Origin of the sequence: Pseudogemmobacter bohemicus (genome assembly GCF_003290025.1) — a bacterium.
Lineage (GTDB): Bacteria > Pseudomonadota > Alphaproteobacteria > Rhodobacterales > Rhodobacteraceae > Pseudogemmobacter > Pseudogemmobacter bohemicus.
This window is the reverse complement of the sequence record NZ_QNHG01000002.1, coordinates 179,982-203,889: the sequence shown is the minus strand read 5'-3', so window position 1 is coordinate 203,889 and position 23,908 is coordinate 179,982. Positions and strand designations below refer to the sequence as shown.

Genomic DNA, 23,908 nt, shown 5'->3' with positions numbered 1-23,908 from the left:
CGGCGGTTTGAGCGATGGAGCGCTCGTGGTACACGGGCGTTTCCATTACAGTTAACGAGTTAACGTTTCAGTCAGTGACCTGTCAGGCCGCCGGAAGGTGGTTGCCGGTTACAAGGCAGCCCACCGGCGGACCCGTTTGTCGGTGATCTCACCCCCGAAGTCCCCCTCGGCCTCGGGGGTGTTTTTCTGCGTGACTATGCCCGGAGGCGGGGCGGGTTGATCTTATCTGCGATTTTCTGTAGATATCGCAGCATGTTTCCCACACTGGACCTGAACCCGGAGACCATGCTTGCCGCCGCTGATGAGGCGAGCGAGCTGCTCAAGGCGCTTGGCAACCGGCATCGGCTGCTGATCCTCTGCCGTCTGGTCGAGGGCGAGAAATCGGTCGGCCAGCTGGCGGAATTCCTTGGTATCCGCGATTCCACGGTCTCGCAGCACCTGGCGCTGTTGCGGCGGGGGCGCATCATTGCCGGGCGCCGCGATGGCCAGACGATCTGGTACCGCATCGCCAGCGAGCCGGCGATGCGGGTGATGTCCGCCCTTTATGACAGCTTTTGCCGCGATCAGCCCGGTCAGCAATCCCGCCCCGGTCAGTAGTCACGCAGGACAAAGCCGGCATCGCGCAGGCATTGCGAGGAAAACACCCGGTCCCGCTGCCCGAAGATGCGGGCATTGGTGGCGCAGTCGCGCGGCAGCTTTCCACGCACGCCCTGATTGCGCAGGCAGTTTTCGGAATAGCCGCTGAAACCACCGCGCCGTCCGTCGATCTGCATCGAGCAGGCCGAGGGCAGGGGCTTGCGATGCGACTTGTCCCAGCCGGCAGGCTCCCGGCGTTTGCTTTCGATCAGGATGGTGCCCAGCCCGTCCCCGGGGCGGGCGGGCTCGCTCAGCTGATCGGGATAGGTCTGCCAGGCCGGCTCGGCCCTGGCGCCGACCGGCAGGAACATCGACACCGCGAAGGCAAAGGCCACAAGGCCGGCGGCGAGGCCCGGGCGCTGCTTGCGGCTCTGGCCGGCTGCGCGGGAATGGCCAAAATCGAAATCAGCCGATTGCGCGCGGATTTGCGGCCGGGCTGCGGCGAGGTCATTGGTCCTGTTAAGCTGCATGGATGCCTCCTGTGTTTGTCGTTTTCGCAGTCCGTGCCCGTCTGATCAGGGATGATGTGGGAGATCCGCCAGGGTTGGGCACCGGATGGCCTGACCTGGCCCGGGCCCCGCAAGTCGTGCAATATCGCCGCCCGGCCAGGTGATAACAGCCGGCCGCCGCCCGGGTGATATCGGATATCAGCCGCCCGCAACCCTGCCGGATATTGAATATCCAGGCGGATTTCCGCAGATTGGCGTGGAAACGATAACGCCCCGTTAAGGGATGGGCAGTATTCCGACGATGGAGCCGGAGATGATCAGAACCACGCTTGCCGCCATATTGGCGCTGGCCCTTGCCGGGCCTGCGGCGGCTGACTGCTATGCAGATTACAAGGCCAAAAAGGATGACCCGCTGCAACTTCATTACGGGGTGGCGCAGGTCTCTGATGGCAATTGCTCTCCTGGCAAGGCCGGGGCCGAGCTGAAGCCGCGTCTGGCCGCCGATGGCTGGACTTTGCTGAATGTCCTGTCCACATTCGGGCCGGAAGGGCTGGATGAGAGGAGAGCCAATGCCGGGTCCTGGTTCCTTCGTTACTGACAGCCTGAAACAGGGCAACCGGGTCGTAACCTTCGGCATTGCGGGGATCGTGCTGATCCTTTTCGCGGCGGCGCTGTTTCTGTTCCTGAACCTGCCCGATGCCAATGAATTCAACGCCCGGGTCGAGCGGATCTTCGTCGAGAATGACGATCTGCGCGCCGGGGCCGAGATCAGGCTGCTGGAAATCCTTGCCGGCTCGGGCACTGCCTTTACCGAGGTGCTGACCAGTTATCGCATGGTGATCTTCGTGCTGCTGGTGTTTTCCTCGGCGCTGCTGGTGGCGGCGCTGGTCTTCCTTGTGATGATCATCGTGCTGAACCGCAAGATCGGCGCGATCCAGCGCTCTGGGATCCAGGTCTCCTCGCTGATGATCTCGCGCGAGGCGCGGGCGGTCTATATCAACGATCTGGAATTCACCCTGACCGAGGCTGCGCTGGAAACGCTTTCGGTGCTGGCCGAGGCGCGGATGGATGACGAGGTGCTGACCGGCGTGCAGATCGAGGCCGTGATCTCGGGCCGCTCCGAAGCCGATTGCGAAGAGGCGGCGGGCGCCACAAGGGTGAAACGGCTGCGCGACGCGCTTGGCAATCAACTGGTCAGCGAGTTGCTGGTAAAGACTATTGCAAGGCGCGGCTATGTGCTGGCGGTGGGGAAAGAAACGATCCGCATGATCTGACCCGGGATTGTTGCCGCTTTCTTAAAGTGAGACGCAACAAATCACCGTCGCGCCTTCTGGTTGTCTCAATCTGCCGGCAGACACTGCAGGTATAAACCGCATCGCTGCTGACGAAATGCCTGATGAAACGCCTTCTGACAACACTTCTCTCCTTCCTGTTCTTCTCGCTGCTGGGCGGGGCATTGCTGCTGGCCGCGCCACGTCTGGTTGCAGAATGGCTGCCGGCAACGGCGCTGGCGCCGGTTTCCGGGCCGGATCTTGCCGGCGCCGGATCGGGGGCGGAGTTTACCGAGATCACCGCTCCGGGCCTTGTCGCGGCACGGCGTAGCGAGGCCCCTGCCGATCCCGGGCCGAATGTTGTCGATCACAGCCTGGAATTCGGCGAGTCCAACCGACGCTGGGTCAGTTTCGACGGCTCAAAGCCCGGCCAGCCCGCCCCGGTCATCCTCCTCTTCCACGGCTCGGGCCGCAGCGGGCGTGATATGATCGCCCCCTGGCAAGAGATCGCAAAGCGCGAGGGTCTCGTGCTGATCGCCCCGGATGCTGCTGACAGCCAGGGCTGGTCTGACAACCGCGACGGCGCGGAGTTCCTGAATGCGGTTCTGAGCGATGCGGAGAGACTCTACCCGATTGATCGCAGCCGGATCTATCTCTTCGGCCATTCCGCCGGTGCCAATATGGCGCTGGCGCTGGCGGTCCGCCCGCCCGAGGGCGTGCGGGCCATCGCCGTCCATGCTGGCGCCCTTTACGCCACCTCGCTGCCGGAAAGCACGGTGCCCGTCCGCCTCTATGTCGGCGATCAGGACCATCTCTTCCCGCTGACTCAGATGCGTGCCACGGCGCAGCTGCTGGCCTCGGCTGGCCATCCGACCGATCTGGTGGTGATCCCGGGACATGATCACTGGTTTTACGACGCGGCACCCGCCATCGCCGCCGATGCCTGGACCTGGTTTGCGGCGCAGTGACGTCATTCAGTCACCCGGCCGTTACGCAGTCCGGGCTAAGCAGCGCTGATGATGCTTGCATCAGGGGGACGGCGGCCCTACATGGCCGTTCTGGCCGTGTGGCCGTTGGTTCTCTGCTGCAACCCGGGGGGATTCGATGATCCAGACGCCCTTTTACCTGATCGACCGCGCCGCGCTGGCGCGCAACATGGCGATCATGGATGAGCTGCGCAGCTTGTCGGGCGCGAAATGCCTGCTTGCGCTGAAATGTTTCGCAACCTGGCCGGTTTTCGACCAGATGGCGCAGCATATGGATGGCACGACCTCCTCCTCGCTTTATGAGCTGCGGCTGGGGCGCGACAAGTTCGGCAAGGAAACCCACGCCTATTCCGTGGGTTGGGCCGATCACGAGATCGAAGAGGCAGTGGGTTACGCCGATAAGATCATCTTCAACTCGATCAGCCAGATGGAGCGGTTCGACAACCAGTCGGCCCAGATCCAGCGCGGGCTTCGGTTGAATCCGCGGTTTTCGACCAGCGGGTTTGATCTTGCCGACCCGGCGCGACCGTTCAGCCGGCTGGGCGAGTGGGATCAGGCAAAGATCGAACGCGTGATGGACCGGATCTCCGGCTTTATGATCCATTACAATTGCGAAAACCGCGATTTTGCCCTGTTCGACCGCCAGCTGTCGCGGATAGAGGAAGAATTTGGCCCGCTTCTGCGGCGGCTGAAATGGATCAGCCTTGGTGGCGGCATTCATTTCACCGGCGAAGGCTATCCGCTGAAAGCCCTGGCCGAGCGGCTGCGGATCTTTCAGGACCGGTTCGGGGTTCAGGTCTTTCTTGAGCCGGGGGAGGCCTCGATCACCAACACGACCTCGCTGGAGGTGACGGTGCTCGACGTGCTGAACAACGGGAAAGACCTCGCTATCGTGGATTCTTCGGTCGAGGCGCATATGCTTGACCTGCTGATCTATCGCGAGAGTGCCCGGATGGAGGATACCGGCCCGCATCGCTTTATGGTTTGCGGCAAATCCTGCCTCGCCGGCGATATTTTCGGCGAATATGGTTTCGCGCAGCCCTTGCAGATCGGCGACCGGATCTCGATTCCGGATGCGGCTGGCTACACCATGGTCAAGAAAAACTGGTTCAACGGCGTGAAAATGCCATCCATCGTGGTGAAAGAGCTGGATGGCTCGCTCACCGTCGCGCGTGAATTCGGCTATGCCGATTACCGGGACAGTCTTGGCTGAGGCCCGGACAGTCCCCCCTTCCCCAGAACTCAAGAGGAGGCGGTTTCCCCATGAAACGCAACGTGTTGATCATTGGCGCCGGTGGCGTCGCGCAGGTGGTGGCGCATAAGGCGGCGCAGCTGAATGACCGGCTGGGGGATCTGCATATCGCCAGCCGCACGAAGGCCAAGGCCGAGGCGATCATTGACTCAGTCCATGAGAAGAACGCGATGAAACTCGCGGGCCGCTTTGACGCCCATTCGGTCGACGCGATGGACAGCAAGGCGGTGGCAGCCCTGATCCGCGAAACCGGTGCTCAGATTGTCATCAATGTGGGTTCCCCTTTCGTGAATATGACGGTGCTTGACGCCTGCATCGAGACGGGCGTGGCCTATATTGACACCGCGATTCATGAAGATCCGACTAAGATCTGCGAGAGCCCGCCCTGGTATGGTAATTATGAGTGGAAAAAGCGCGAGGCTTGCAAAGCGGCGGGTGTGACCGCCGTTCTGGGCATCGGTTTTGATCCTGGCGTGGTTAACGTTTGGGCGCGCGCCGCCGCCGATATGATGGACAAGGTTAACGAAATCGACATCGTCGATATCAATGCCGGCTCCCATGGCAAATATTTCGCGACCAATTTCGACCCGGAAATCAACTTCCGCGAATTCACCGGCACGGTCTATTCCTGGCAGGGCGGTGCCTGGCAGGAAAATAAGATGTTCGAGATTGGCAAGACCTGGGATCTGCCGGTTGTCGGCCCGCAAAAGGCCTATATGTCCGGCCATGACGAGGTTCACAGCCTTGCCGCCAACTATCCGCAGGCGGATGTGCGCTTCTGGATGGGCTTTGGCGACCACTATATCAACGTCTTTACTGTGTTGAAAAACCTTGGCCTTTTGTCGGAACAACCGGTGAAAACGGCTGAAGGCCAGGAGGTCATTCCGCTGAAAGTCGTCAAAGCGGTACTGCCCGACCCGGCGACGCTGGCGCCCGGTTATACCGGCAAAACCCTGATTGCGGATTTCATCAAAGGCGAGAAAGACGGCAAGCCGGTCGAGGTGATGATCTATAATACCGCCGATCATAAAGAGGCCTATGAAGAGGTGGGCAGCCAGGGCATCAGCTACACCGCCGGTGTGCCGCCGGTTGCGGCTGCGGTGTTGATTGCGGAAGGCGTCTGGGATGTCGGCACCATGGTTAACGCCGAAGAGCTGGATCCGAAGCCTTTTATCAATCTTCTTAACGAAATCGGCTTGCCAACGCGCATCGTCGACAAGGATGGCGATCGGCTTCTGAGCTACTGAGCGCAAAGAAAAACCCCCGCGAAGCGTCAGCCTCGCGGGGGGTCTTCTTAACCGGGATCAGAAATCGAGATTCTCGACCGTCAGCGCGTTTTGCTGGATGAATTCCCGCCGTGGCTCGACCACATCACCCATCAGCTTGGTGAAAATGTCATCGGCCTCGGTGACATCGTCGATCTTCACCTGCAGCAAAGTGCGGGCCTCGGGGTCCAGCGTAGTCTCCCACAGCTGCTCGGGGTTCATCTCGCCCAGACCCTTATACCGTTGCAGCGAAAGGCCTTTTTCACCCTCGGCCAGGATGGATTTCAAGAGATCAACCGGGCCATGGATCATCTGTTCGCGATCCTTGCGCACAAGGCGGGCCGGGTTGCGATAGACATCGCGGTGGTTTGCCGCGACCTGGGCCAGCCTGCGCGCCTCACCCGAGCGCAGCACGGCGCCGTCCAGCGTCCGCAACTCCTCGACGCCGCGCAGCAGGCGCGACAGGCGGATGCCGTGGTCCTGGGTGATCCGGCCGGACCAGCCACGCTCATATTCCGCCGCCACGAGGTCAAGGCGCTTTGCCACCAGATCGGCCACCGCCTGAAGGTCGTGATCCGCCGCGCCGGCATCGAAGGCGCCGGCCAGCGCCGCCTGTTCCAGGATCTGACGCGGATAATGGACCGGGAAGGCGTCAAGGATCCGGCGGAACTGGCGGGCGCCATCAAGCACCCGCGCAAGATCGGCCCCGGCGAGTTCCTCGCCAGTTGCAAGACGCAGCACTGCACCTTCAAGCCCTTGCTCCAAAAGGTAATCTTCCAGAGCGGCCTGGTCTTTCAGATAAACCTCGGACTTGCCGCGCGCCACCTTGTAGAGCGGCGGCTGCGCGATATAGAGATAGCCGCCTTCGATCAACGCTGGCATCTGACGGAAGAAGAAAGTCAGAAGCAGCGTCCGGATATGCGCGCCGTCGACATCCGCGTCGGTCATTATGACGACCTTGTGGTAGCGCAGCTTTTCGATATTGAACTCATCGCGCCCGATCCCGGTGCCAAGCGCCATCACCAGGTTGCCGATCTCCTGGCTCCCGAGCATCTTGTCGAACCGCGCGCGTTCCACGTTCAGGATCTTGCCGCGCAGGGGCAGAATGGCCTGGTTTTTCCGGTCGCGCCCGGTCTGTGCCGAGCCGCCGGCCGAGTCACCCTCGACGAGGAAAACCTCAGATTTCGACGGGTCTTTCTCGGTGCAATCCTTGAGCTTCGCGGCGTTGAAATTCACATCCATCGCCGTCTTGCGCCGCGTCAGCTCGCGCGCTTTGCGCGCCGCTTCGCGGGCCAGCGCCGCCTCAAGGATCTTGCCGACGATCACTTTCGCAATCGCCGGGTTCTCCTCGAACCATTCGCCCAGTTTTTCATTGACCAGGTTCTCGACCGCCGGGCGCACCTCGCTTGAGACCAGCTTGTCCTTGGTCTGGCTGGAGAATTTCGGATCCGGCACCTTGACCGAAAGCACGCAGGTCAGCCCCTCACGTGCATCATCGCCGGTAAAGTCGATCTTTTCCCGCTTCGCAATGCCAGAGGTCTGCGCATAGGAGGTGATCGTCCGGGTCAGCGCGCCGCGAAAGCCCGCCATATGGGTGCCGCCATCGCGCTGCGGGATGTTGTTGGTAAAGGGCAGGACGTTTTCGTGATAGGTGTCGTTCCACCACATCGCGACCTCGACACCGATGCCGTTGCGCTCACCGACGATATAGATCGGCTCGGGCATCACCGACTGTTTCGAGCGGTCGAGATATTTCACGAATTCCCGCACGCCGCCGTCATAATGCAATTCGATATGCTGCGGCTCGGAGCCGCGCAGGTCGATCAGCTCGATCCGGACGCCGGAGTTCAGGAAGGCCAGTTCCCGCAGCCGGTGCTCCAGCGTCTTGAAGCTGTATTCCAGGTTGGAAAACGTCCCATCCGCGCGGTTGGTCTTGGCCGATGCCAGAAACCGCACCTCGGTGCCGCGTTTTCCCGGCGCCGGGCCTGCCTCATAGACATGGGTGGTGCAGTCGCCGAACTCGAACCGGCCCTTATATTCCTTGTCGTCGCGCCAGACGGTCAGGTCGAGCCATTCCGACAGCGCGTTCACCACGGAAACACCGACCCCGTGCAAACCGCCCGACACCTTGTAGGCATTGCCGCTGTCATCGGTATTGTTGAATTTCCCGCCGGCATGCAGCTGGGTCATAATGACTTCGGCGGCGGAAACACCCTCTTCCGCGTGGATGCCGACCGGGATGCCGCGGCCATTGTCGCGCACCGAAACGGAGTCGTCCTCGTGGATCGTCACCACCACTTCGGTGGCGTGACCGGCCAGTGCCTCGTCGATGCCGTTATCGACGACCTCATAGACCATATGATGGAGGCCCGAGCCGTCATCGGTATCGCCAATATACATGCCGGGCCGCTTGCGAACGGCTTCCAACCCCTTGAGAACTTTGATGGAATCGGCACCGTACTCGGCGGGCTTGCGGGCTTCTTCAGCCATAGTCACGTAACCCCTCAGATTGCACGCGATTTATAGCGGTTCAGAGCGGGAATGTCACGCATCTGCCACAAGATTTTGTAGTCAGAGGAAGGGGATAAGCAGGGCCACGAGGATCAGCATCACCCCCGCCGCGATGTTGAGCCGTCTGAGCGCCTCCGGGCTTTGCAACAGCGCCCGCGCCCGGTCCAGAAACAGCGCCAGAGCAAGGTTCCCCAGCATCGGAACGAAGGCGGAAATCGAGATGATCGCCAGAATGTCCCAGCTGTTCAGCTGGTCGAGCGAGAAGAACCCGGGCAGCGCCCCCATATAGAACAGGATCGCCTTGGGGTTGCCGATCACCGCCGCAAGGCCGACGGTAAAGCCCGCAATGATCCCGGGCTTCGTCAGGCGGCTGTCGGCAGAAATGGCACCGCCCGGCGCGCGCAGCAGCATGACGCCCATCAGCAGGAAAATCGCAGCCGCCAGCCAGCGCAGGATCTCGAGAAAGCCGCCATATTGGCTGAGGATCCAGCTCATCCCCATGATCGCGGCGAAAGGCCAGGCGAGGTCGCCAAGTGCAACGCCCACCGCCAAAGGCCAGGCCGCCGCAAACCCGCCGGAAAGGGCGCGCGCCAGCAGCGCCACCCAGACCGGGCCCGGCACCGCCCAAAGCGCCGCCATCGCGCCGGCATAGACCAGCAATTGCCAAAGCGTCACAGTCATGGGCTCACTCCGGCAAGGTCAGGCTGCCATCTTCGTTCAGCGGCCAGAACGGGTTCATCGCCACCTCCCAGACATGGCCATCCGCATCGGCCCAATAGCCGGAATAGCCACCCCAGAAAACTTTTTCGGGGGTCTTCAACGCGGTTGCGCCCGCCGCCAATGCGGCAGCATAGGCCGCATCAACTTCGGCCTCGCTCGCGAAATTCTGCGCCAGGGTCACCGCCCCGCTGCCAAGCGTGGCGCCAGGCCGCCCCTGATCCGCCGCCAATGCCTCGCGACCGAACAAGGCCAGCGCCAGGCCGTTGATCTGGAAAAACGCAACACCCTCCTGGCTCTCGCCATGTTCGCGCCAGCCAAGCCTTGCGTAAAAGCCGCGGGCAGAGGCCAGATCGGCCACGCCAAGGGTGATCAGGGTAACGCGCTGCGGGGTCATTGCTCTACTCGCGACTGGCCACCCTCGGTGGCGACGATCAGTGTCTGCGCCCTTCCGTCGAGGCTGTCAAACAGCGAGGCATCCGTCCCGGTCATTAGCGCCTGGGCACCAAGCGCACAGATCTCGTCATAAAGCGCCGCACGCCGGCCCGCATCCAGATGCGCCGCCACCTCATCCAGCAGCAAAACCGGCGCAAAGCCGGTCTCGGCTGCCAGCGCACGGGCATTGGCGAGGATCAGCGAGATCAGCAACGCCTTCTGCTCGCCAGTGGAACAGAGCGCGACCGGCACGCCCTTATCGGCATAGATCGCCTCAAGATCGGCGCGATGCGGCCCGATCAGCGCCCGACCAGCCGCCATATCGCGCCGACGGTTGGCAGCCAGCGCGGCCGCGAGATCACCAGCCCAGGCTTCGGGATGGGTCAGGCTGAGATCGCCGCGCGGAAAGGCCGAAACCGCCCCGGCCTGCGCCATCGCCAGACGGGCGAGAACGGCATTTCGGTTGGCATCAAGGATCGCGCCGGTCCCGGCCATCCGGGCCTCAAGCGCGCCATACCAATGCGGGTCGCGGACCTCATCACGAAACAGCCGGTTGCGCTGCCGCATAGCCTTTTCATAGGCCAGTGCCGCCTCGGCATGATCAGGAAAAAACGACAAAGCCATGCGGTCGAGGAACTTGCGCCGCCCCTCGGCCCCTTCCAGCCAGAGCCGGTCCATCGCCGGCACCAGCCACAGAACCCGCATCACCTGGCCAAGCGCCACCTGGGTCGAGGCCTTCTCATCCAGCCGCACCTGACGTGCCCCTCCGGGTTCCGCCCAGGTCTCGATCCGGTGCAGACCGCCGGGTCCGGCGATATCGGCGGCGATTTTCCAGCCAAGCTCCTCAGGCCGCCGGATGAATTCCTCGCCCGGAGCCCCGCGCAAACCGCGTCCTGGAGACAGCAGTGATACCGCCTCCAGAATATTGGTTTTCCCCGCACCATTGGTGCCGGAAATCGCCACCGGCCGGCCATCAAAGTTCAGCCGCAAGACCCGGTGGCTGCGGAAATGCGAGAGAGACAGCGAGCTGACAACAAGTCCAGCCAGGGCATTTCCTCTTGAGAAAAATACTCTGCGGGGGTGCGGGGGCGCAAAGCCCCCGCCGGCCCGATCAGACGCGCATCGGCATCACGACATAGACCGCCGAGGTGTCATTCCCCTCGCGCATCAGCGTCGGATCGCCCGAGGAATTGAACAGGAAAACCGCATTCTCGCGATCCACCTGGCTGGCGATTTCCAGCAGATATTTCGCGTTGAAGCCGATCTCCAGCCGCTCATCCCCATACGCAACCGCCAGTTCTTCCTCGGCCGCACCGCTGTCAGGCGCATTGACCGAAAGCACCAGCCGGTCCTCATCCAGCGACAGCTTCACCGCGCGTGAGCGCTCGGACGACACCGTCGCGACCCGATCAACCGCTTTGGCGAATTCGCTGGCATCGACCTCAAGCCGGCGTGTGTTATTCTGCGGGATCACGCGGGTATAATCCGGGAAAGTGCCGTCGATCACTTTCGAGGTCAGCGTGATTGCGGGGGTCGCAAAACGAATCTTGGTTTCCGAAACCGAAACCGCGATTTTCGCCTCGTCATCATCCAAAAGCTTGCGCAGCTCGTTGACGGTTTTGCGCGGTACGATCACACCCGGCATTTCCTCGGCGCCCGCAGGCAGGGCTGCGTCGATCCGCGCCAGCCGGTGACCATCGGTCGCCACCGCGCGCAGCACCGGCCCGTCCTCGCTGGTCGAGACATGCAGATAGACGCCGTTCAGATAATAGCGGGTCTCTTCGGTCGAGATGGCGAATTTCGCCTTGTCGAACAGGCGGCGCAGATCGGCCGCCGGGGCAGAGTAATTCGTGCTGTATTCCGACGAGGCCATGACCGGGAAATCTTCCTTCGGCAGCGTCGCCAGGCTGAAGGTCGAGCGCCCGGCGGTGATCGTCAGCCGCCCCGAGGCGCCATCTTCGGAAAGATTGACCAGTGCCCCATCGGGCAGCTTGCGCACGATCTCATGCAGCATCACCGCCGAAACGGTGGTGGCACCGGCGCGTTCGACCATGGCATCGGTGCGGTCGACGACCTCGATATCAAGATCGGTGGCGCGAAATGAAACCTGTGCGCCTTCGGCCTCGATCAGCACATTGGCGAGGATCGGGATCGTATTGCGTCGCTCGACAACGGATTGAGCCTGAGCCAGCGCTTTCAGAAGCGATGCGCGTTCGATCGAAAGTTTCATTCGTCCAAATCCCCTTGCCCCGCATCCAGGGCGCACAAAGCAGGCCGGGAAGCCCGGCTGCCTGTTTTGCCTGACTTTGCGAAGCTTTGCCAGCCTCGTCAAGACCGTGCCGCATCTGCCTCACGCTGCCCGGAGTTTTTCAAAACTCCGGACCGATTTCTTTGAAGAAATCGGGCGTTCAGCCCTGCAAAAGCCGCTTGAGCAGCTGGATATCGTCGGCAAGCTGGCTGTCAGTGGCTGCAAGCTCTTCGATTTTCCTGACGCCGTGCATGATGGTGGTATGGTCCCGCCCGCCAAAACGGCGACCGATTTCGGGCAGCGAGCGCGAGGTCAGCTGTTTCGAGAGATACATGGCCACCTGGCGCGGCCGGGCAATGGTGCGCAGCCGCTTGGGCCCGATCAGGTCCGAGAGACGGACATTGTAATGCTCGGCCACCTTGCGCTGGATTTCCTCGATCGACAATTTGCGATCCGAGGCGCGCAGAATATCCGCAAGGCAGTCCTGCGCGAGATCCAGCGTGATTTCGCGCCCGACCAGTGAGGCAAAGGCGTAAAGCCGGGTCAGGGCTCCTTCGAGCACCCGCACATTGGTCGTTATGCGATGAGCGAGGAATTCCAGCACGCCCTGGCTGATCGCAAGGCCACCATATTGACCGCGGTAGAACTCGGCCTTCTGCTGCAGGATACCGAGGCGCAGCTCGTAATCGGTGGGGTGCAGATCGACCACCAGGCCGCATTGCAGGCGCGACTTGATGCGGTCTTCCAGATCCTTGATCTCACCCGGGGCGCGGTCGGCCGAGATGATGATCTGCTTGTTCTGATCGACCAGCGCATTGAACGTATGGAAGAATTCCTCCTGGGTCGAATCCTTGCCGGCGATGAATTGCACATCATCTACCATCAGCACATCGACTGAACGGAACAGCGATTTGAAATCCATCACCTGTTTGTCGCGCAAGGCCTGGATGAAGCGATACATGAATTGCTCGGCCGAGAGGTAGAGCACTTTCAGATCCGGTTTCTGCTCGCGCAGCTCATGCGCGATGGCATGCATCAGGTGGGTCTTCCCGAGGCCGACCCCGCCATAAAGGAAAAGCGGGTTGAAGGTGACCGGGCCGCCTTCGGCCACCCGGCGGGCGGCGGCATGGGCCAGCTCATTCGGCTTGCCGACCACGAAACTGTCAAAGGTAAAGCGACCATCCAGCGGAGCGCCGGGGAGATCCTCATCCTGGGGCGCGCGCGACCGGCTCTGCGGGGCCTGTTGCGCGCCGGCCACACACCCGGACATCGGAGAGGTTGCGGCCGGCGTCGCGGCGGCGCGCAAAGCGTCGTGCCCGACCAGGAATTCCAGCCGCTCCACCGGAGCGCCGGCATTCACCAGCTGATTGCGGATGTGATCCGCATAATTGCGCTGCACCCAATCGCCAAAAAACGGCGTTGGAACTTCGAAAAGGGCCACACCGCCCTTCAGCTGCGACAGGCGCAGCGGCTCGATCCAGGTTGTATAATTATTACGCCCGACCCGGTTGATAAGCCCTTCCCGGATCTGCCCCCAAGTTTCATTCGTCATTCTAACCAGACCTGCCCAATCGCCTGACCGCCCCGCCCGATGCGGCGCGGTCGAATTTGCGAAACCGAATCCTCTGCCTCTGCCCGCCATCAGACGGGAAAGGCCAGAGGGTCACTCTCTGCCGTGGGACAAAAACTGACATGCCGGGCAGACTGGCTGCACCGGCCGGGCATCGGAAAGAAGCCAGATAAATGGCCCTATCCAGTTGATCACAAACCATAATCCCCGATCTTATTGGCTGGCAGCCCAAAGCGTCGGTTGTGATTTCAGGTTCACGACATCTCCCTGTCCCCCAGGATGAAATGAATCGCTTGGTCAAATTAGCAAGCCGCGAGCGGGCTATGCAACTGAACAACTTGCTTGACAGGGTGTCCGTCGCCGCGAATCCCAAAGGGGCGGCAGAAGCGCTACGCTCATCGCTTGCATGACGCAGCGTCATCAGCAGATTTCTGCGCGTAATCCCCTGGCGTGGAAATTTTTCATGGCCGGGATTGACGGGTTCATGGCCGGGAATCGGCCCGCAGCCGGGTCAGGGATTCGCTGTACCGCGACCTGGTGTCACGCGGGGCGCGGATCACGCGGCACGGCGGGGCGGCACATAGAAAAGGGCGCAACCCTTGCAGGTCGCGCCCCGGTCTTCCCGACAGTGCCGGGATGACGAAATCTGATCAGGCGGTTGCGCCGGTGGTTTTTACGCGCGCCGAAAGGCGCGACATTTTGCGTGCAACGGTGTTCTTGTGCAGAACGCCTTTGGTCACGCCACGGGCGAGCTCGGGCTGAGCGGCTTTCAGTGCAGCCGCAGCCGCAGCCTGGTCGCCCGAAGCGATGGCTTCCTCGACTTTGCGCAGGAAGGTGCGGATGCGCGAACGACGGGCTTTGTTCACGGCATAGCGTGCTTCGCTCTGGCGGGCGCGTTTTTTCGACTGATCGGTATTGGCCATGGGCTTTGTCCTTCGGATTTCAAACTGTAAATGCACGAAACCCGATGGTCCCGCCCATATGGCCAGAACGGCCCCGAGGACGGGAATCACAAATGCCTAAGCGGGCCCACGCGCATGTCTGGCGGAGCCTTTACGCGAAAGGCCCGGGGATTGCAAACCGGAATCAGCGGTCGCGGAATTGCGGCGTGCGCTTTTCCAGGAAGGCGGCCATGCCTTCTTTCTGGTCTTCGGTCGCGAAAGCGGCGTGGAACATGCGGCGCTCGAACAAAAGCCCCTCGGCGAGGCTGGTTTCCTCGGCCCGGTTCACCGCTTCCTTGACGATCATCGCGGTGATCATCGACTTTTCGGAAATCTTGGTGGCGATCTTCAGCGCCTCTTCCAGCAGGGTCTTGGCCGGGAAGATGCGGCTGACGAGGCCCGAACGCTCGGCCTCGGTGGCCTCCATGAAACGGCCGGTCAGATGCATATCCATGCTCTTCGACTTGCCGACAAGGCGGGTCAGCCGCTGGGTGCCACCCATGCCGGCACAGATGCCGAGATTGATCTCGGGCTGGCCGAATTTCGCGGTGTCCGAGGCGATGATGAAATCGCACAGCATCGCCAGCTCGCAGCCGCCGCCGAGGCAATAGCCCGAGACCGCCGCGAGGATCGGGGTGCGGCAATGCATGATCGCCTCGGCCTCGGGGCCGAAGAGATTGTCGAAAAACACATCGGTAAAGCCCTTGCCGGCCATCTCTTTCACATCGGCCCCGGCGGCGAAGGCCTTCTCGCTGCCGGTGATCACGATGCAGCGCACCTTGTCATTCTTGTCGGCGGCGGTGACGGCCTGTGCCAGTTCTCTCATCAGCTGCGAATTCAGCGCATTCAGCGCGTCGGGGCGGTTGAGACGGATGAGACAGGTGTAATCCTCGATCTCGACGATCAGGGTTTCATAGGCCATCGCGGGATCTCCGGTTAAGACTGCGGTGACTCCTGGCACCAGAGGGGCAGGAAGGCAAGCCGGGCCCTTATCGCTGGCAAACCGGACAATAGAATGACGATCTTCCGGCCTGGATGATGCGCGAAATCTGCCCTTTGCAGCCGGCTGTCGTGCAGGGGCCGCCCTCGCGGCCATAGACACGGAAACTGTGCTGGAAATAGCCCAGCTCGCCATCGGCCTGGCGGTAATCTTTCAGCGAGGACCCCCCGGCCTCAATCGCCTCGGAAAGCACCTCGCGGATCAGCGGCACCAGCCCCTGAGCCTGGGCCGCGGACAGCTCGCCCGCCAGCCGGTCCGGAGCGATGCCGGCGCGAAACAGCACCTCGCAGACATAGATATTGCCAAGGCCCGCGAGGATGCCCTGATCCAGCAGCGCCGATTTCACCGGTGTCCTGCGCCCCGCCAGCCGTGCCGCAAGGTATGCGCCGCTGAACCCGTTGCCCAGTGGCTCCGGCCCGATCACGGCAAGCAGCGGATGCGCCTCTGCTGTCGCGGTCGGCAAGAGATCCATCGCGCCAAAGCGGCGTGCATCGTTGAAGGTGACCCGCGCGCCGCCCTCCATATCCAGCACGACATGGTCATGCTTTGCCGGCGCGGGGTGGTCGTGATGGAAGCCCCCGACCTGTGTATTTCCGGCCTGAGCCCCCGAAATCAGCATCCGCCCGGACATGCCAAGATGAATGAGCAGCGTCTCTCCGGTCGAGAGATCGGCGAGGATATATTTCGACCGCCGCCGCAGCGCGTCGACCCGCGCGCCGGTCAGCCGCCCGGCCATCCCCGGCGGAAAGGGCCAGCGCAGATCGGGCCGGTTCACCTGCGCGGTGACGATCCGCTGCCCGGTCATCACCGGCTCAAGGCCGCGCCGCACGGTTTCCACTTCGGGCAGTTCTGGCATTCTGGTCGCTCCGGCTGATCGCGGAAATCTAGGCGTTTCAGCGCCCGGCTCCAAGAGGCTGCGCGGATTGACTGGTTTCCCCGGGCGCTCTTGCGGTATATCCCCCGGGGCAGAGCCGCTACCCGTTGCGCAAACCGGACGAAAACCATGTCAGACCAGGACAAAACCACCCATTTCGGCTTTCGCGACGTGCGGGAGGAGGAGAAGGCGGGCCTGGTTCATGGCGTCTTTTCCTCGGTCGCCTCGAAATATGACATTATGAATGACCTGATGTCGGTCGGCATCCACCGTATCTGGAAGGATGCGATGATGGACTGGCTGGCGCCGCGCCCGGGCACAAGGCTGCTGGATGTGGCGGGCGGCACCGGCGATGTGGCCTTCCGCTATCTGGGCCGCGCGCCCGGCGCTTCGGCGGTGGTTTGCGACATGACCGAAAACATGCTGATCGCCGGGCGCGAGCGCGCCGAGGCTGCCAGCATGGCCGATCACCTCGACTGGGTGGTGGGCGACGCGATGGCGCTGCCCTTCGCCGCGAACTCGTTTGACACCTATACGATCAGTTTCGGCATCCGGAACGTGACGCGGATTCAGGATGCTTTGTCCGAGGCCTATCGCGTGTTGCGACCCGGCGGGCGGCTGATGGTGCTGGAATTCAGCCAGATCCCGAATGACATGATGCAGAAGATTTACGACCTCTACTCTTTCAACATCATCCCACCGATGGGCCAGATGGTGACAGGAGACCGTGATTCCTATCAATATCTGGTGGAGTCGATCCGCCAATTCCCCGCGCAAGAGGTCTTTGCCGACATGATCCGCAAGGCCGGGTTCGATCTGGTGAAATACCGCAACCTCTCGATGGGGATCGCGGCGCTGCATTCGGGCTGGAAGGTCTGAGATGCGCGGACCGCATAACATTTGGCGGCTGATCCGCACCGGCGCGACGTTTGAACGCACCGGGGCGATGGTCGTGGCGCTGGAGGCGATGGAGGTCTCGCCACGGCTGCGCTTTGCCGCGCGCCTGCTGGGGCGGCCGTTCCGCTTCCTCGGGCTGAAGGGCGATCCGGCGCTGCCGCCGGTGACGCGGGCGATCACCGCGCTTGGGCCGGCCTATATCAAACTGGGCCAGGTGCTCTCGACCCGTCCGGATATTGTCGGTGCCGAACTGGCCAATCAGCTGAAATACCTGCAGGACAAGCTGCCGCCCTTCCCGATGGACCAGGCGCGTGCGATCATCGCCGCTGAATTCGGTGCCCCGGCGGAGGAGCTTTATTCCGAGCTGTCCGAGCCGGTTGCGGCGGCTTCGATCGCCCAGGTCCACCATGCCAGGCTGCGTGACAGCGGCGCGGAAGTGGCGGTGAAAGTGCTGCGCCCGGGGATCGAGCGTGCCTTCCGCAAGGATATCGACGCCTTCTATTACGCCGCGAAATGGATGGAGCGGCTGGCGCCGTTCTCGCGCCGGCTGCGGCCCTCGGATGTGGTCGCGCATTTCGACGGAGTGGTGCAGGGCGAGCTGGATCTGCGGCTGGAATGCGCCGAAGCCGCTGAATTTGCTGAACATACTGCAAAGGACGACCGGCTTGTCGTGCCGCGCCCGCATTGGGATCTCTCGGGTCGGACGGTGCTGACCATCGACTGGGCCGAGGGGATCGGTCTCAATGAGATCGCCGCCATTGATGCCGCCGGAATCGACCGCGCCGAACTGGGCCGGCGGGTGCTGACGCTGTTCCTGTCGCATGCGCTGCGCGATGGGTTTTTCCATGCCGATATGCATCAGGGCAATCTGAAGGTCGCGCCGAACGGCGATCTGATCGTCTATGATTTCGGGATCATGGGGCGGATCGACGAATATACCCGCCGTGTCTATGCCGAGATCCTGATGGGTTTCATCCAGAAGGATTATCGCCGCGTCGCCGAGGTGCATTTCGAGGCCGGCTATGTTCCGGCCGACCGCAATATCGACGAATTCGCCCGCGCGCTGCGCGCAGTGGGCGAGCCGATTTTTGGTATGGAAGCGAGCCGGATCTCGATGGCGCGGCTGCTGGCTTACCTTTTTGAGGTGACCGAGCGCTTCGGGATGGAGACCCGGACCGAGCTGATCCTGTTGCAGCGCACGATGGTTGTGGTCGAAGGTGTGGCCCGCAGCCTCGACCCGCATCTGAACATGTGGGAAGTCGCCCGGCCTGTGGTCGAATCCTATATCCGCACCAGCATCGGGCCCAAGGCAGTGCTGCGCGATCTCTGGCGCACCAGCCGCGTCCTGGCGCGTTTTCTGCCACGGCTTCCGGCGCTGGCCGAGGCGCGGCTTGTCGCCCTTGACGAACGCAACCAGATGCAGCGGCCGGTTCAGGGTTTTGGTTGGGCAACCGTGCTGGCGCTCTCGGCCGCGATGACGCTTGGTGTGCTTGGCGTTGCCGTGCTGCTCGCAAAACTGTTCTGACAGAGCAGTTCAGTGCTGGGCCAGTCAGTTCTGGGCCAGACGCAGCGCGGTGACGGAGCTGGAGGGAACCTCGATTCCACCCTCAAAAACCAGCATTGTGCCGGTGGTGCCTCCCCTGGCCTCGACGACCCGCCCGTAATATTCGACCGAATCCTCGCCCAGCATTTCGCCCTCGCGCCAGCTTTCCAGGGTCAGGATATAGCGGCCATCCGGCAGGCGGTTACCGGCCGCATCCGCCCCAAGCCATTGATAGGGTTCGGCCGAAACCGGCAGCTCTTCGCGTGAGACCAGATTGCCGCGCTCGTCATTCACAACCAGCACCACCTGGTCTGCGGTCGAAGCCGGGTTCGGTGAAAGCGTCACCGGACTGCCGCCGAACCAGACCACATCCGCCGCCGCCCTTGCTTCCTGGCCGACCCAGCCGGCGAGTTGAGCCATACCCATCAGCGAGAACTCCCCCGCCATGGCGCTGAGCAACTGATTGGTCTGCACCTGTTGCTCGACACCGGAGAAGGTGGCCAGCTGCACCGCGAAATCGGTGGATTCCATCGGATTCATCGGGTCCTGATTCTGCATCTGAACCGTGAGCATCTTGAGGAACGTCGTGAAATCCGACGAGATGGCGGAATTGCCAGAGGATGCCTGGGAGGATCCGTACGCGGCGTTCAACGCATTGACTTGCATGTCTTATCCTACAGTCTGAGATAAAGCGAGGTTTGCGGAGCAAGGCGGAGCTCGGCGATGTCAGGCGCGCGGGAGGCGGAAATGTCGGCGCTCAGGGGCGGTGTCTCGGGTGCCTCATGCCCAGCCGTACCTGGGCCGGCCTGTGAGTTGCTCTGTTCGCCCGCAGCGAGATTGCCGAATCCAAGGCTCATTTCGCTGAAACCGGCCGCCCTGAACTCGGCCACCAGGCGGTCGGAATGGCGCCGCAAGAGGTCAAGCGTTTCCGGCCGCTCCGCCAAAAGGGTGACGGTTACTTTCTCGCGGTCTGTTTTCAGCTCGATCCGGATCGTCCCCAGTTCATCCGGAGAGAGGCGCAGCTCGGTCACCGGGCCGCTGGCGCTGACAAGGGCATGGCTGATCTGCGTCGGGATCTGAGCGGGCATTTCAGGGCGTGACACCGGCACCATGTGATGCGCTGTGATATCGCGTCCCGTCGGCATATTAAGAGTCGTTACCGGACCGGCTTCGGCATTGATCGGCTGGAAAGCGGCAGAGGGGTCAAATGCAGGGGCTGCTCCGGATCCGGCAGTGGCGGATGTCGTCGTGCCCGCCAATACAGGCGCGGGGAATGTGGCGCTGCGACCGGGTTCCCGGGTCTCGGTTGCTTGCGCCTCATCGCCGCCGGGCTGGGCCGCCGGGTCATTGGGGAATATCGGTGCGGTTCTGGCGGAATGGATCTCGGCCCGGGCACCCAGGGCCCTGGCTTCAAAGGCTCTGCTGACATCCCCGGCGATGGCCGGCTGGCGGGGAAGTTCAGACGGTGTTGCGGCGGGGGGCCAGGCAGCAGCCATATGATGCGCTTTGGGCTGAGTTTCCGAGGTCGGCGCCGGAGAGCGTGGGGCCGTTTCGACGCTGACCTCAGGATCACCTGTCAAGGTGGGCATCTGCGCGGGCTTTGCGGCGGCATGACCGGATGGCTGCGGCGCATCGGGGCTTTCCGAAACCGGCAGGTGGCCCCCGATATCCGGTGATTTCGACGCTTCGAATGGCAAACTGGCAGGCACCGCCCGCGCGCTCTCCGGCGGGCCAATCTGGGACCACGGTGGTGCGATTCCAGAACGCGGCGCGATATCTGTCAGTGCGGTGCCGGAGAGAAGGCGCGTTTCGGGTGCAACCCCCTTCGCCGCAATCTCGCTGACAGAAGGCACCGATTCCTCCAATAGCCAGAGGTAACCTTCCGGCGGCGCGGCAGGCGGCAGGCTGGCGGGCGGTGCCGCAACCGGGAGCGGGACACTTGTTCCGGACGGAGCCTCGCGAAGACTTCCGGCGTTTGATCGGGGGACATCAGCCGCGCCCGGTGGTGAATCGGAAGGTCCTGGCGACGTATTGAGAGGGGGGGCGCTGGTCCCGTCACGAAAGCCGTCAGCCAATTGGTTGGGTTGACCAGGCGCAGCCGTTCCGGCCGGGTTGGCCGGGCGCGCAGATCTTTCAGTATCGGGTATCTGAACCGGCGCGCCGAGGGCAGGGGCATTGGCTGCGACCGCCGAACCGGCTGGCTTTCCTTTGCTGAAGAACACCGGATCGTTTGCCGCTGCGGCGAGCGATTCCTGTGCATCCGGGGGGTGCGCGATTTCGGCAGCTCTTTCGTCTCCTTCCCCTTCGGGAGCAGGTGCAGACGCCAGCGTATAGCCCGGTGCCAGGGCGAAAGGCGGCAAAGTGACCTTTGGCTGATCCGTATCCTGTGCTGCGCTGGCCGAAAACTCTTCCCCGGCGACGTCTTCGTCGGCGGCATTTGTGGTGTCGGCCGTCTCTGGCGACTGCCCCGATCCGGGCCCCGGTGCGATCTCGGGGAGCGGCGGTGCCTCTGCCGCGTCGCGTGCAAGATGCAGGGCAAAAAGCTCTGCGCCGTGCTGGCCGCTTTCGGCGGTCTTTCCACCTCCCTGGCCGGGGCCGGCAGGCGATAGCATCCGAAGAAGCGGCAGGCTGGTCTGAACGGTCTGCATATGCGGGAATCTCTTCTGAGTCCCCTCGTTTTTGCCAGCATCGGGTTACCGGATGTTTACCGGAACAGCCCCAGAGTTGGAAAATTCAACATAAAAGGACTCGATCTTATGACAGAAATCCAGTTCGTGGCGGGTCAGTTCCGGGCCCTGAAACCGAATACCAACCCGAATCGCCTGATGGAAAAAGCCCAGGAGATGGAGGTGGTCTTTCTGACCGAAATGCTAGCCCGGAGCGGCCTTGGGGCTGCTTCCGAGAGCTTTGGCGGCGGTATTGGCGAAGAGCAATTCGGATCGTTTCTGCGGGCCGAACAGGCGAAACTGATGGTGGAGCGCGGCGGAATCGGCCTCGCCGAAACGCTGTTTCGCGCGATGGGAGGCGATGTGAATGCACTCTGAACGCCTGATCGACCTGCTGGAACAGACACGCCGCGCCCTGCTGGAGGGCGATTTTGATGCGCTGGAGGTGCTGGCCCAGGAGACCGGCGCCGCGATTGACGCCTTGCCCGGGGAGGATACCGAATCGCTTGATCTCATCCGGGCGATGGCGGATGCGAATGTCGGATTGTTCGAGGCGGCGGCGCGCGGCGTGGCTGCGGCAAAAGGCCGGCTCAGCCGTCCGGGTTCGTTTTCGACCTATGATTCACGCGGCCAGCGTGGGCGGGTACAGTCTGATGAGGCCGGCCGGTCGCGGCGGATCTGAGAGAGCAGTGACTGGTATCGAAGACTGATGTCAGCCCGTGTCGCTGGGTTCCTGATCCCGGCGCCAATCCCGTGTGACGCCATTCTATGGTCTGAGTTTCCTGCATTATTCTGATGGCCGGGCATATTTCCGAGGTCGCAAAAGACCGGGAACAGGTGGAGAGCAATCGCGTAAAATCCGCTCTATTCACCCGTGAACGGGTATGCGGAATTAACAAATTGGCAGGGATGTGCTGCGAAGCTGCAATTGCATCCCGATGTGGGGATGGCGCTGAGGGTCGCCCCCCGGCAACGGCCAGAACGCCGGAACTGTCGCCCGAAAGGGCGGCGCTTTCGCCCCTGTGCAAAGCACCCAGGGCAGCCAGAGGAAAATCAAATGTCGTCCATCCTGACGAATTCCAGCGCAATGGTCGCGCTGCAGACCCTCAAATCCATCAATGGCAATATGAACAAGGTCCAGTCGGAGATTTCCACCGGCAAGACCGTCGCCACCGCACGCGACAATGCTGCGGTCTGGTCGATCTCGAAGGTGATGGAATCCGACGTGAAAGGGTTCAAGGGCATCTCGGACAGCCTCGCACTCGGCTCGTCCTCGCTCTCGGTCGCCCGCGAGGCATCGGAGAAGATCGAAGGCCTTCTCAACAATATGAAAGAGAAAATCGTCTCGGCACAAAGCGAGAATGTGCCGCGCGAAAAGCTGCAAACCGATATCGACGCGCTGCGTAATCAGATCGCCGGTATCGTCAGCGGCGCCCAGTTCAGCGGCCTGAATCTGGTTTCCGGCACCGATGATGTGAAATTCCTCGCCTCGCTGGATCGGTCGGATTCGGGTGTCACCACCTCGGATATCACGGTTGCCCGTCAGGACCTCAGTGCCAGCAACGGCACCCTGGGCGTTTCCACCGGGTCGCCGCAGATCCTGGCAGGGGTTGCAGTGATCACCGGCAATATCAGCGCTCCGGTGGACAAGGCCGGCACCGCTGTAACCAGCATCACCAATGGCGCAAATTCGGCCCGCCTGGCCGGTGCTGCGCTGGCGATCGGTGCTTCGGCAACGCTGAAGATCAACGGCCAGACCGTCACCTTCACCAATGATACAGGCGTCGCGATGACGGCGGCCGAATCAGCGACCCGCATGATCAGCGAGGTCAACAAGCTGGGCCTTGAGGGCGTAACGGCGGTTCTGAACGGTACCGCGAACGTCGATATTCAGTCGAGCCGGGCTTTCGAGGAGGTGACCGTTGAACATGTCGCCGGCATGGCCGCACCGACCATCCCGACCGCTGGTCAGGGCACCGTCGCCGGTTCGGTCGCGACCATCGGGCAACGAGCCGAAACCTATGTCTTTGGTGGCAATGCCGTCAAAGATGGCGACGGTTACACGCTCAATGTCGGTGGCGTCGCCTATAGCTATATCGCAGGCAAGGGCGAAACCACCGAGGATGTCGTGCGCGGCCTGAAGATCGCAATCGATGCCGGCGATGTGCCCGGTCTCACCACCAAAGTTGGCCAGAGCTCAACCGGCGCCTGGCAGCTGAATATCGACAACTCTTCCGATACCGCCCGTGCGATTGCGGCCAGCTCCGGCACCGTGAATGGCAAGGCTTCGGGCGGGCTGTTCGGTCTTGATGCAATCGACGTGACCACCGCCGAAGGCGCGCGCGCCGCGCTGACCAATATCGAGACCATGATCAATAAGGCCATTGATGCCGCCGCCGAATTCGGCTCGGCCCAGGGCCGGATCGACACCCAGACCAGCTTTGTCTCGTCTCTGACCGATGCGATGACTGCGGGGATCGGCACGCTTGTCGATGCCGATATGGAGGAGGCTTCGGCCCGTCTCCAGGCGCTTCAGGTCCAGCAACAGCTGGGCATCCAGGCGCTTTCCATCGCCAATCAGCAACCGCAGAACCTGCTGTCACTGTTCCGTTAAGGCCCCTGGCCGGGGCCTTGGGGTCCCGGCCAT

23 protein-coding genes are annotated in these 23,908 nt (G+C 62.4%); 11 read left to right on the top strand and 12 right to left on the bottom strand.

All coding sequences use genetic code 11. From position 1 onward, the window contains the following. Positions 1–252: 252 nt before the first annotated feature. On the top strand, positions 253–597 hold the full coding sequence (locus DRF71_RS09010; RefSeq protein ID WP_112310253.1) for an ArsR/SmtB family transcription factor: 345 nt from the start codon (positions 253–255) through the stop codon (positions 595–597). Here the strand turns inward: DRF71_RS09010 and DRF71_RS09005 are convergent. After that, entirely contained in the window at positions 591–1,106 is a 516-nt protein-coding gene (locus DRF71_RS09005; RefSeq protein ID WP_112310252.1) for a hypothetical protein, read from the bottom strand. The two genes, DRF71_RS09010 and DRF71_RS09005, sit on opposite strands and share 7 nt — an antisense overlap. 292 nt (positions 1,107–1,398) lie before the next feature. Between DRF71_RS09005 and DRF71_RS09000 the strand changes: the two genes are divergently transcribed. The 5 genes from DRF71_RS09000 to DRF71_RS08980 all read left to right on the top strand — a co-directional run bounded on the left by DRF71_RS09000 (position 1,399) and on the right by DRF71_RS08980 (position 5,841). Next, positions 1,399–1,683 (top strand): hypothetical protein, encoded by a 285-nt coding sequence (locus DRF71_RS09000; RefSeq protein ID WP_112311230.1) that lies wholly within the window; start codon positions 1,399–1,401, stop codon positions 1,681–1,683. After that, on the top strand, positions 1,655–2,359 hold the full coding sequence (locus DRF71_RS08995) for a winged helix-turn-helix domain-containing protein (protein ID WP_112310251.1): 705 nt from the start codon (positions 1,655–1,657) through the stop codon (positions 2,357–2,359). The genes DRF71_RS09000 and DRF71_RS08995 overlap by 29 nt, the downstream gene beginning before the upstream one ends. A 122-nt stretch (positions 2,360–2,481) precedes the next feature. Continuing rightward, the gene (locus tag DRF71_RS08990) at positions 2,482–3,324 is read left to right on the top strand and encodes an alpha/beta hydrolase family esterase (RefSeq protein ID WP_112310250.1); all 843 of its coding nucleotides are present in this window, start codon (positions 2,482–2,484) and stop codon (positions 3,322–3,324) included. Between the two features lie 136 nt (positions 3,325–3,460). Next, positions 3,461–4,555, top strand: coding sequence for a carboxynorspermidine decarboxylase (locus DRF71_RS08985; protein ID WP_112310249.1), 1,095 nt, complete (start codon positions 3,461–3,463; stop codon positions 4,553–4,555). 50 nt (positions 4,556–4,605) lie between these two features. Beyond that, complete coding sequence (locus tag DRF71_RS08980; protein WP_112310248.1) at positions 4,606–5,841, top strand: saccharopine dehydrogenase family protein; 1,236 nt, start codon at positions 4,606–4,608, stop codon at positions 5,839–5,841. Positions 5,842–5,898: 57 nt separating this feature from the next. On the opposite strand, the gene gyrB is transcribed toward DRF71_RS08980, so the two are convergent. The 9 genes from gyrB to mutM form a co-directional block, all read right to left on the bottom strand. Beyond that, a complete protein-coding gene (gene gyrB / locus DRF71_RS08975; RefSeq protein ID WP_112310247.1) occupies positions 5,899–8,349 on the bottom strand; it encodes a DNA topoisomerase (ATP-hydrolyzing) subunit B in 2,451 nt (816 codons plus the stop codon). 81 nt (positions 8,350–8,430) lie between these two features. Continuing rightward, on the bottom strand, positions 8,431–9,051 hold the full coding sequence (locus DRF71_RS08970; protein ID WP_112310246.1) for a LysE family translocator: 621 nt from the start codon (positions 9,049–9,051) through the stop codon (positions 8,431–8,433). 4 nt (positions 9,052–9,055) lie between these two features. Then, on the bottom strand, positions 9,056–9,484 hold the full coding sequence (locus DRF71_RS08965; RefSeq protein ID WP_112310245.1) for a VOC family protein: 429 nt from the start codon (positions 9,482–9,484) through the stop codon (positions 9,056–9,058). Further along, positions 9,481–10,569, bottom strand: coding sequence for a DNA replication/repair protein RecF (gene recF, locus DRF71_RS08960; protein WP_112310244.1), 1,089 nt, complete (start codon positions 10,567–10,569; stop codon positions 9,481–9,483). The genes DRF71_RS08965 and recF overlap by 4 nt, the downstream gene beginning before the upstream one ends. A gap of 64 nt (positions 10,570–10,633) precedes the next feature. After that, positions 10,634–11,752: a DNA polymerase III subunit beta gene (gene dnaN / locus DRF71_RS08955; protein ID WP_112310243.1), complete on the bottom strand. Its 1,119-nt coding sequence runs from the start codon at positions 11,750–11,752 to the stop codon at positions 10,634–10,636. A gap of 178 nt (positions 11,753–11,930) precedes the next feature. Then, a complete protein-coding gene (gene dnaA / locus DRF71_RS08950) occupies positions 11,931–13,322 on the bottom strand; it encodes a chromosomal replication initiator protein DnaA (RefSeq protein WP_112310242.1) in 1,392 nt (463 codons plus the stop codon). Between the two features lie 668 nt (positions 13,323–13,990). Then, the gene (gene rpsT, locus DRF71_RS08945) at positions 13,991–14,263 is read right to left on the bottom strand and encodes a 30S ribosomal protein S20 (RefSeq protein ID WP_112310241.1); all 273 of its coding nucleotides are present in this window, start codon (positions 14,261–14,263) and stop codon (positions 13,991–13,993) included. Positions 14,264–14,426: 163 nt separating this feature from the next. Further along, complete coding sequence (locus tag DRF71_RS08940; protein WP_112310240.1) at positions 14,427–15,203, bottom strand: enoyl-CoA hydratase; 777 nt, start codon at positions 15,201–15,203, stop codon at positions 14,427–14,429. 67 nt (positions 15,204–15,270) lie between these two features. Next, positions 15,271–16,137, bottom strand: coding sequence for a bifunctional DNA-formamidopyrimidine glycosylase/DNA-(apurinic or apyrimidinic site) lyase (gene mutM, locus DRF71_RS08935; protein WP_112310239.1), 867 nt, complete (start codon positions 16,135–16,137; stop codon positions 15,271–15,273). Between the two features lie 147 nt (positions 16,138–16,284). On the opposite strand from mutM, the gene ubiE reads away from it, so the two are divergent. Beyond that, the gene (gene ubiE, locus DRF71_RS08930; RefSeq protein WP_112310238.1) at positions 16,285–17,034 is read left to right on the top strand and encodes a bifunctional demethylmenaquinone methyltransferase/2-methoxy-6-polyprenyl-1,4-benzoquinol methylase UbiE; all 750 of its coding nucleotides are present in this window, start codon (positions 16,285–16,287) and stop codon (positions 17,032–17,034) included. A 1-nt stretch (position 17,035) separates the two neighbouring features. Next, positions 17,036–18,577, top strand: coding sequence for a 2-polyprenylphenol 6-hydroxylase (ubiB, locus tag DRF71_RS08925; RefSeq protein WP_112310237.1), 1,542 nt, complete (start codon positions 17,036–17,038; stop codon positions 18,575–18,577). Positions 18,578–18,601: 24 nt separating this feature from the next. Here ubiB and DRF71_RS08920 read toward each other — a convergent pair whose 3' ends face one another. Beyond that, on the bottom strand, positions 18,602–19,261 hold the full coding sequence (locus tag DRF71_RS08920; protein WP_112310236.1) for a flagellar hook capping FlgD N-terminal domain-containing protein: 660 nt from the start codon (positions 19,259–19,261) through the stop codon (positions 18,602–18,604). Between the two features lie 8 nt (positions 19,262–19,269). Next, entirely contained in the window at positions 19,270–20,091 is an 822-nt protein-coding gene (locus tag DRF71_RS27360; protein WP_157971001.1) for a flagellar hook-length control protein FliK, read from the bottom strand. A gap of 1,329 nt (positions 20,092–21,420) precedes the next feature. On the opposite strand from DRF71_RS27360, the gene DRF71_RS08910 reads away from it, so the two are divergent. The 3 genes from DRF71_RS08910 (at position 21,421) to DRF71_RS08900 (ending at position 23,875) form a co-directional block, all read left to right on the top strand. Beyond that, positions 21,421–21,639: a rod-binding protein gene (locus tag DRF71_RS08910; RefSeq protein WP_408634535.1), complete on the top strand. Its 219-nt coding sequence runs from the start codon at positions 21,421–21,423 to the stop codon at positions 21,637–21,639. Continuing rightward, entirely contained in the window at positions 21,629–21,943 is a 315-nt protein-coding gene (locus DRF71_RS08905) for a flagellar biosynthesis protein FlgN (RefSeq protein WP_112310233.1), read from the top strand. The genes DRF71_RS08910 and DRF71_RS08905 overlap by 11 nt, the downstream gene beginning before the upstream one ends. Positions 21,944–22,318: 375 nt before the next feature. Continuing rightward, on the top strand, positions 22,319–23,875 hold the full coding sequence (locus DRF71_RS08900) for a flagellin N-terminal helical domain-containing protein (RefSeq protein WP_112310232.1): 1,557 nt from the start codon (positions 22,319–22,321) through the stop codon (positions 23,873–23,875). Positions 23,876–23,908: the final 33 nt, after the last annotated feature.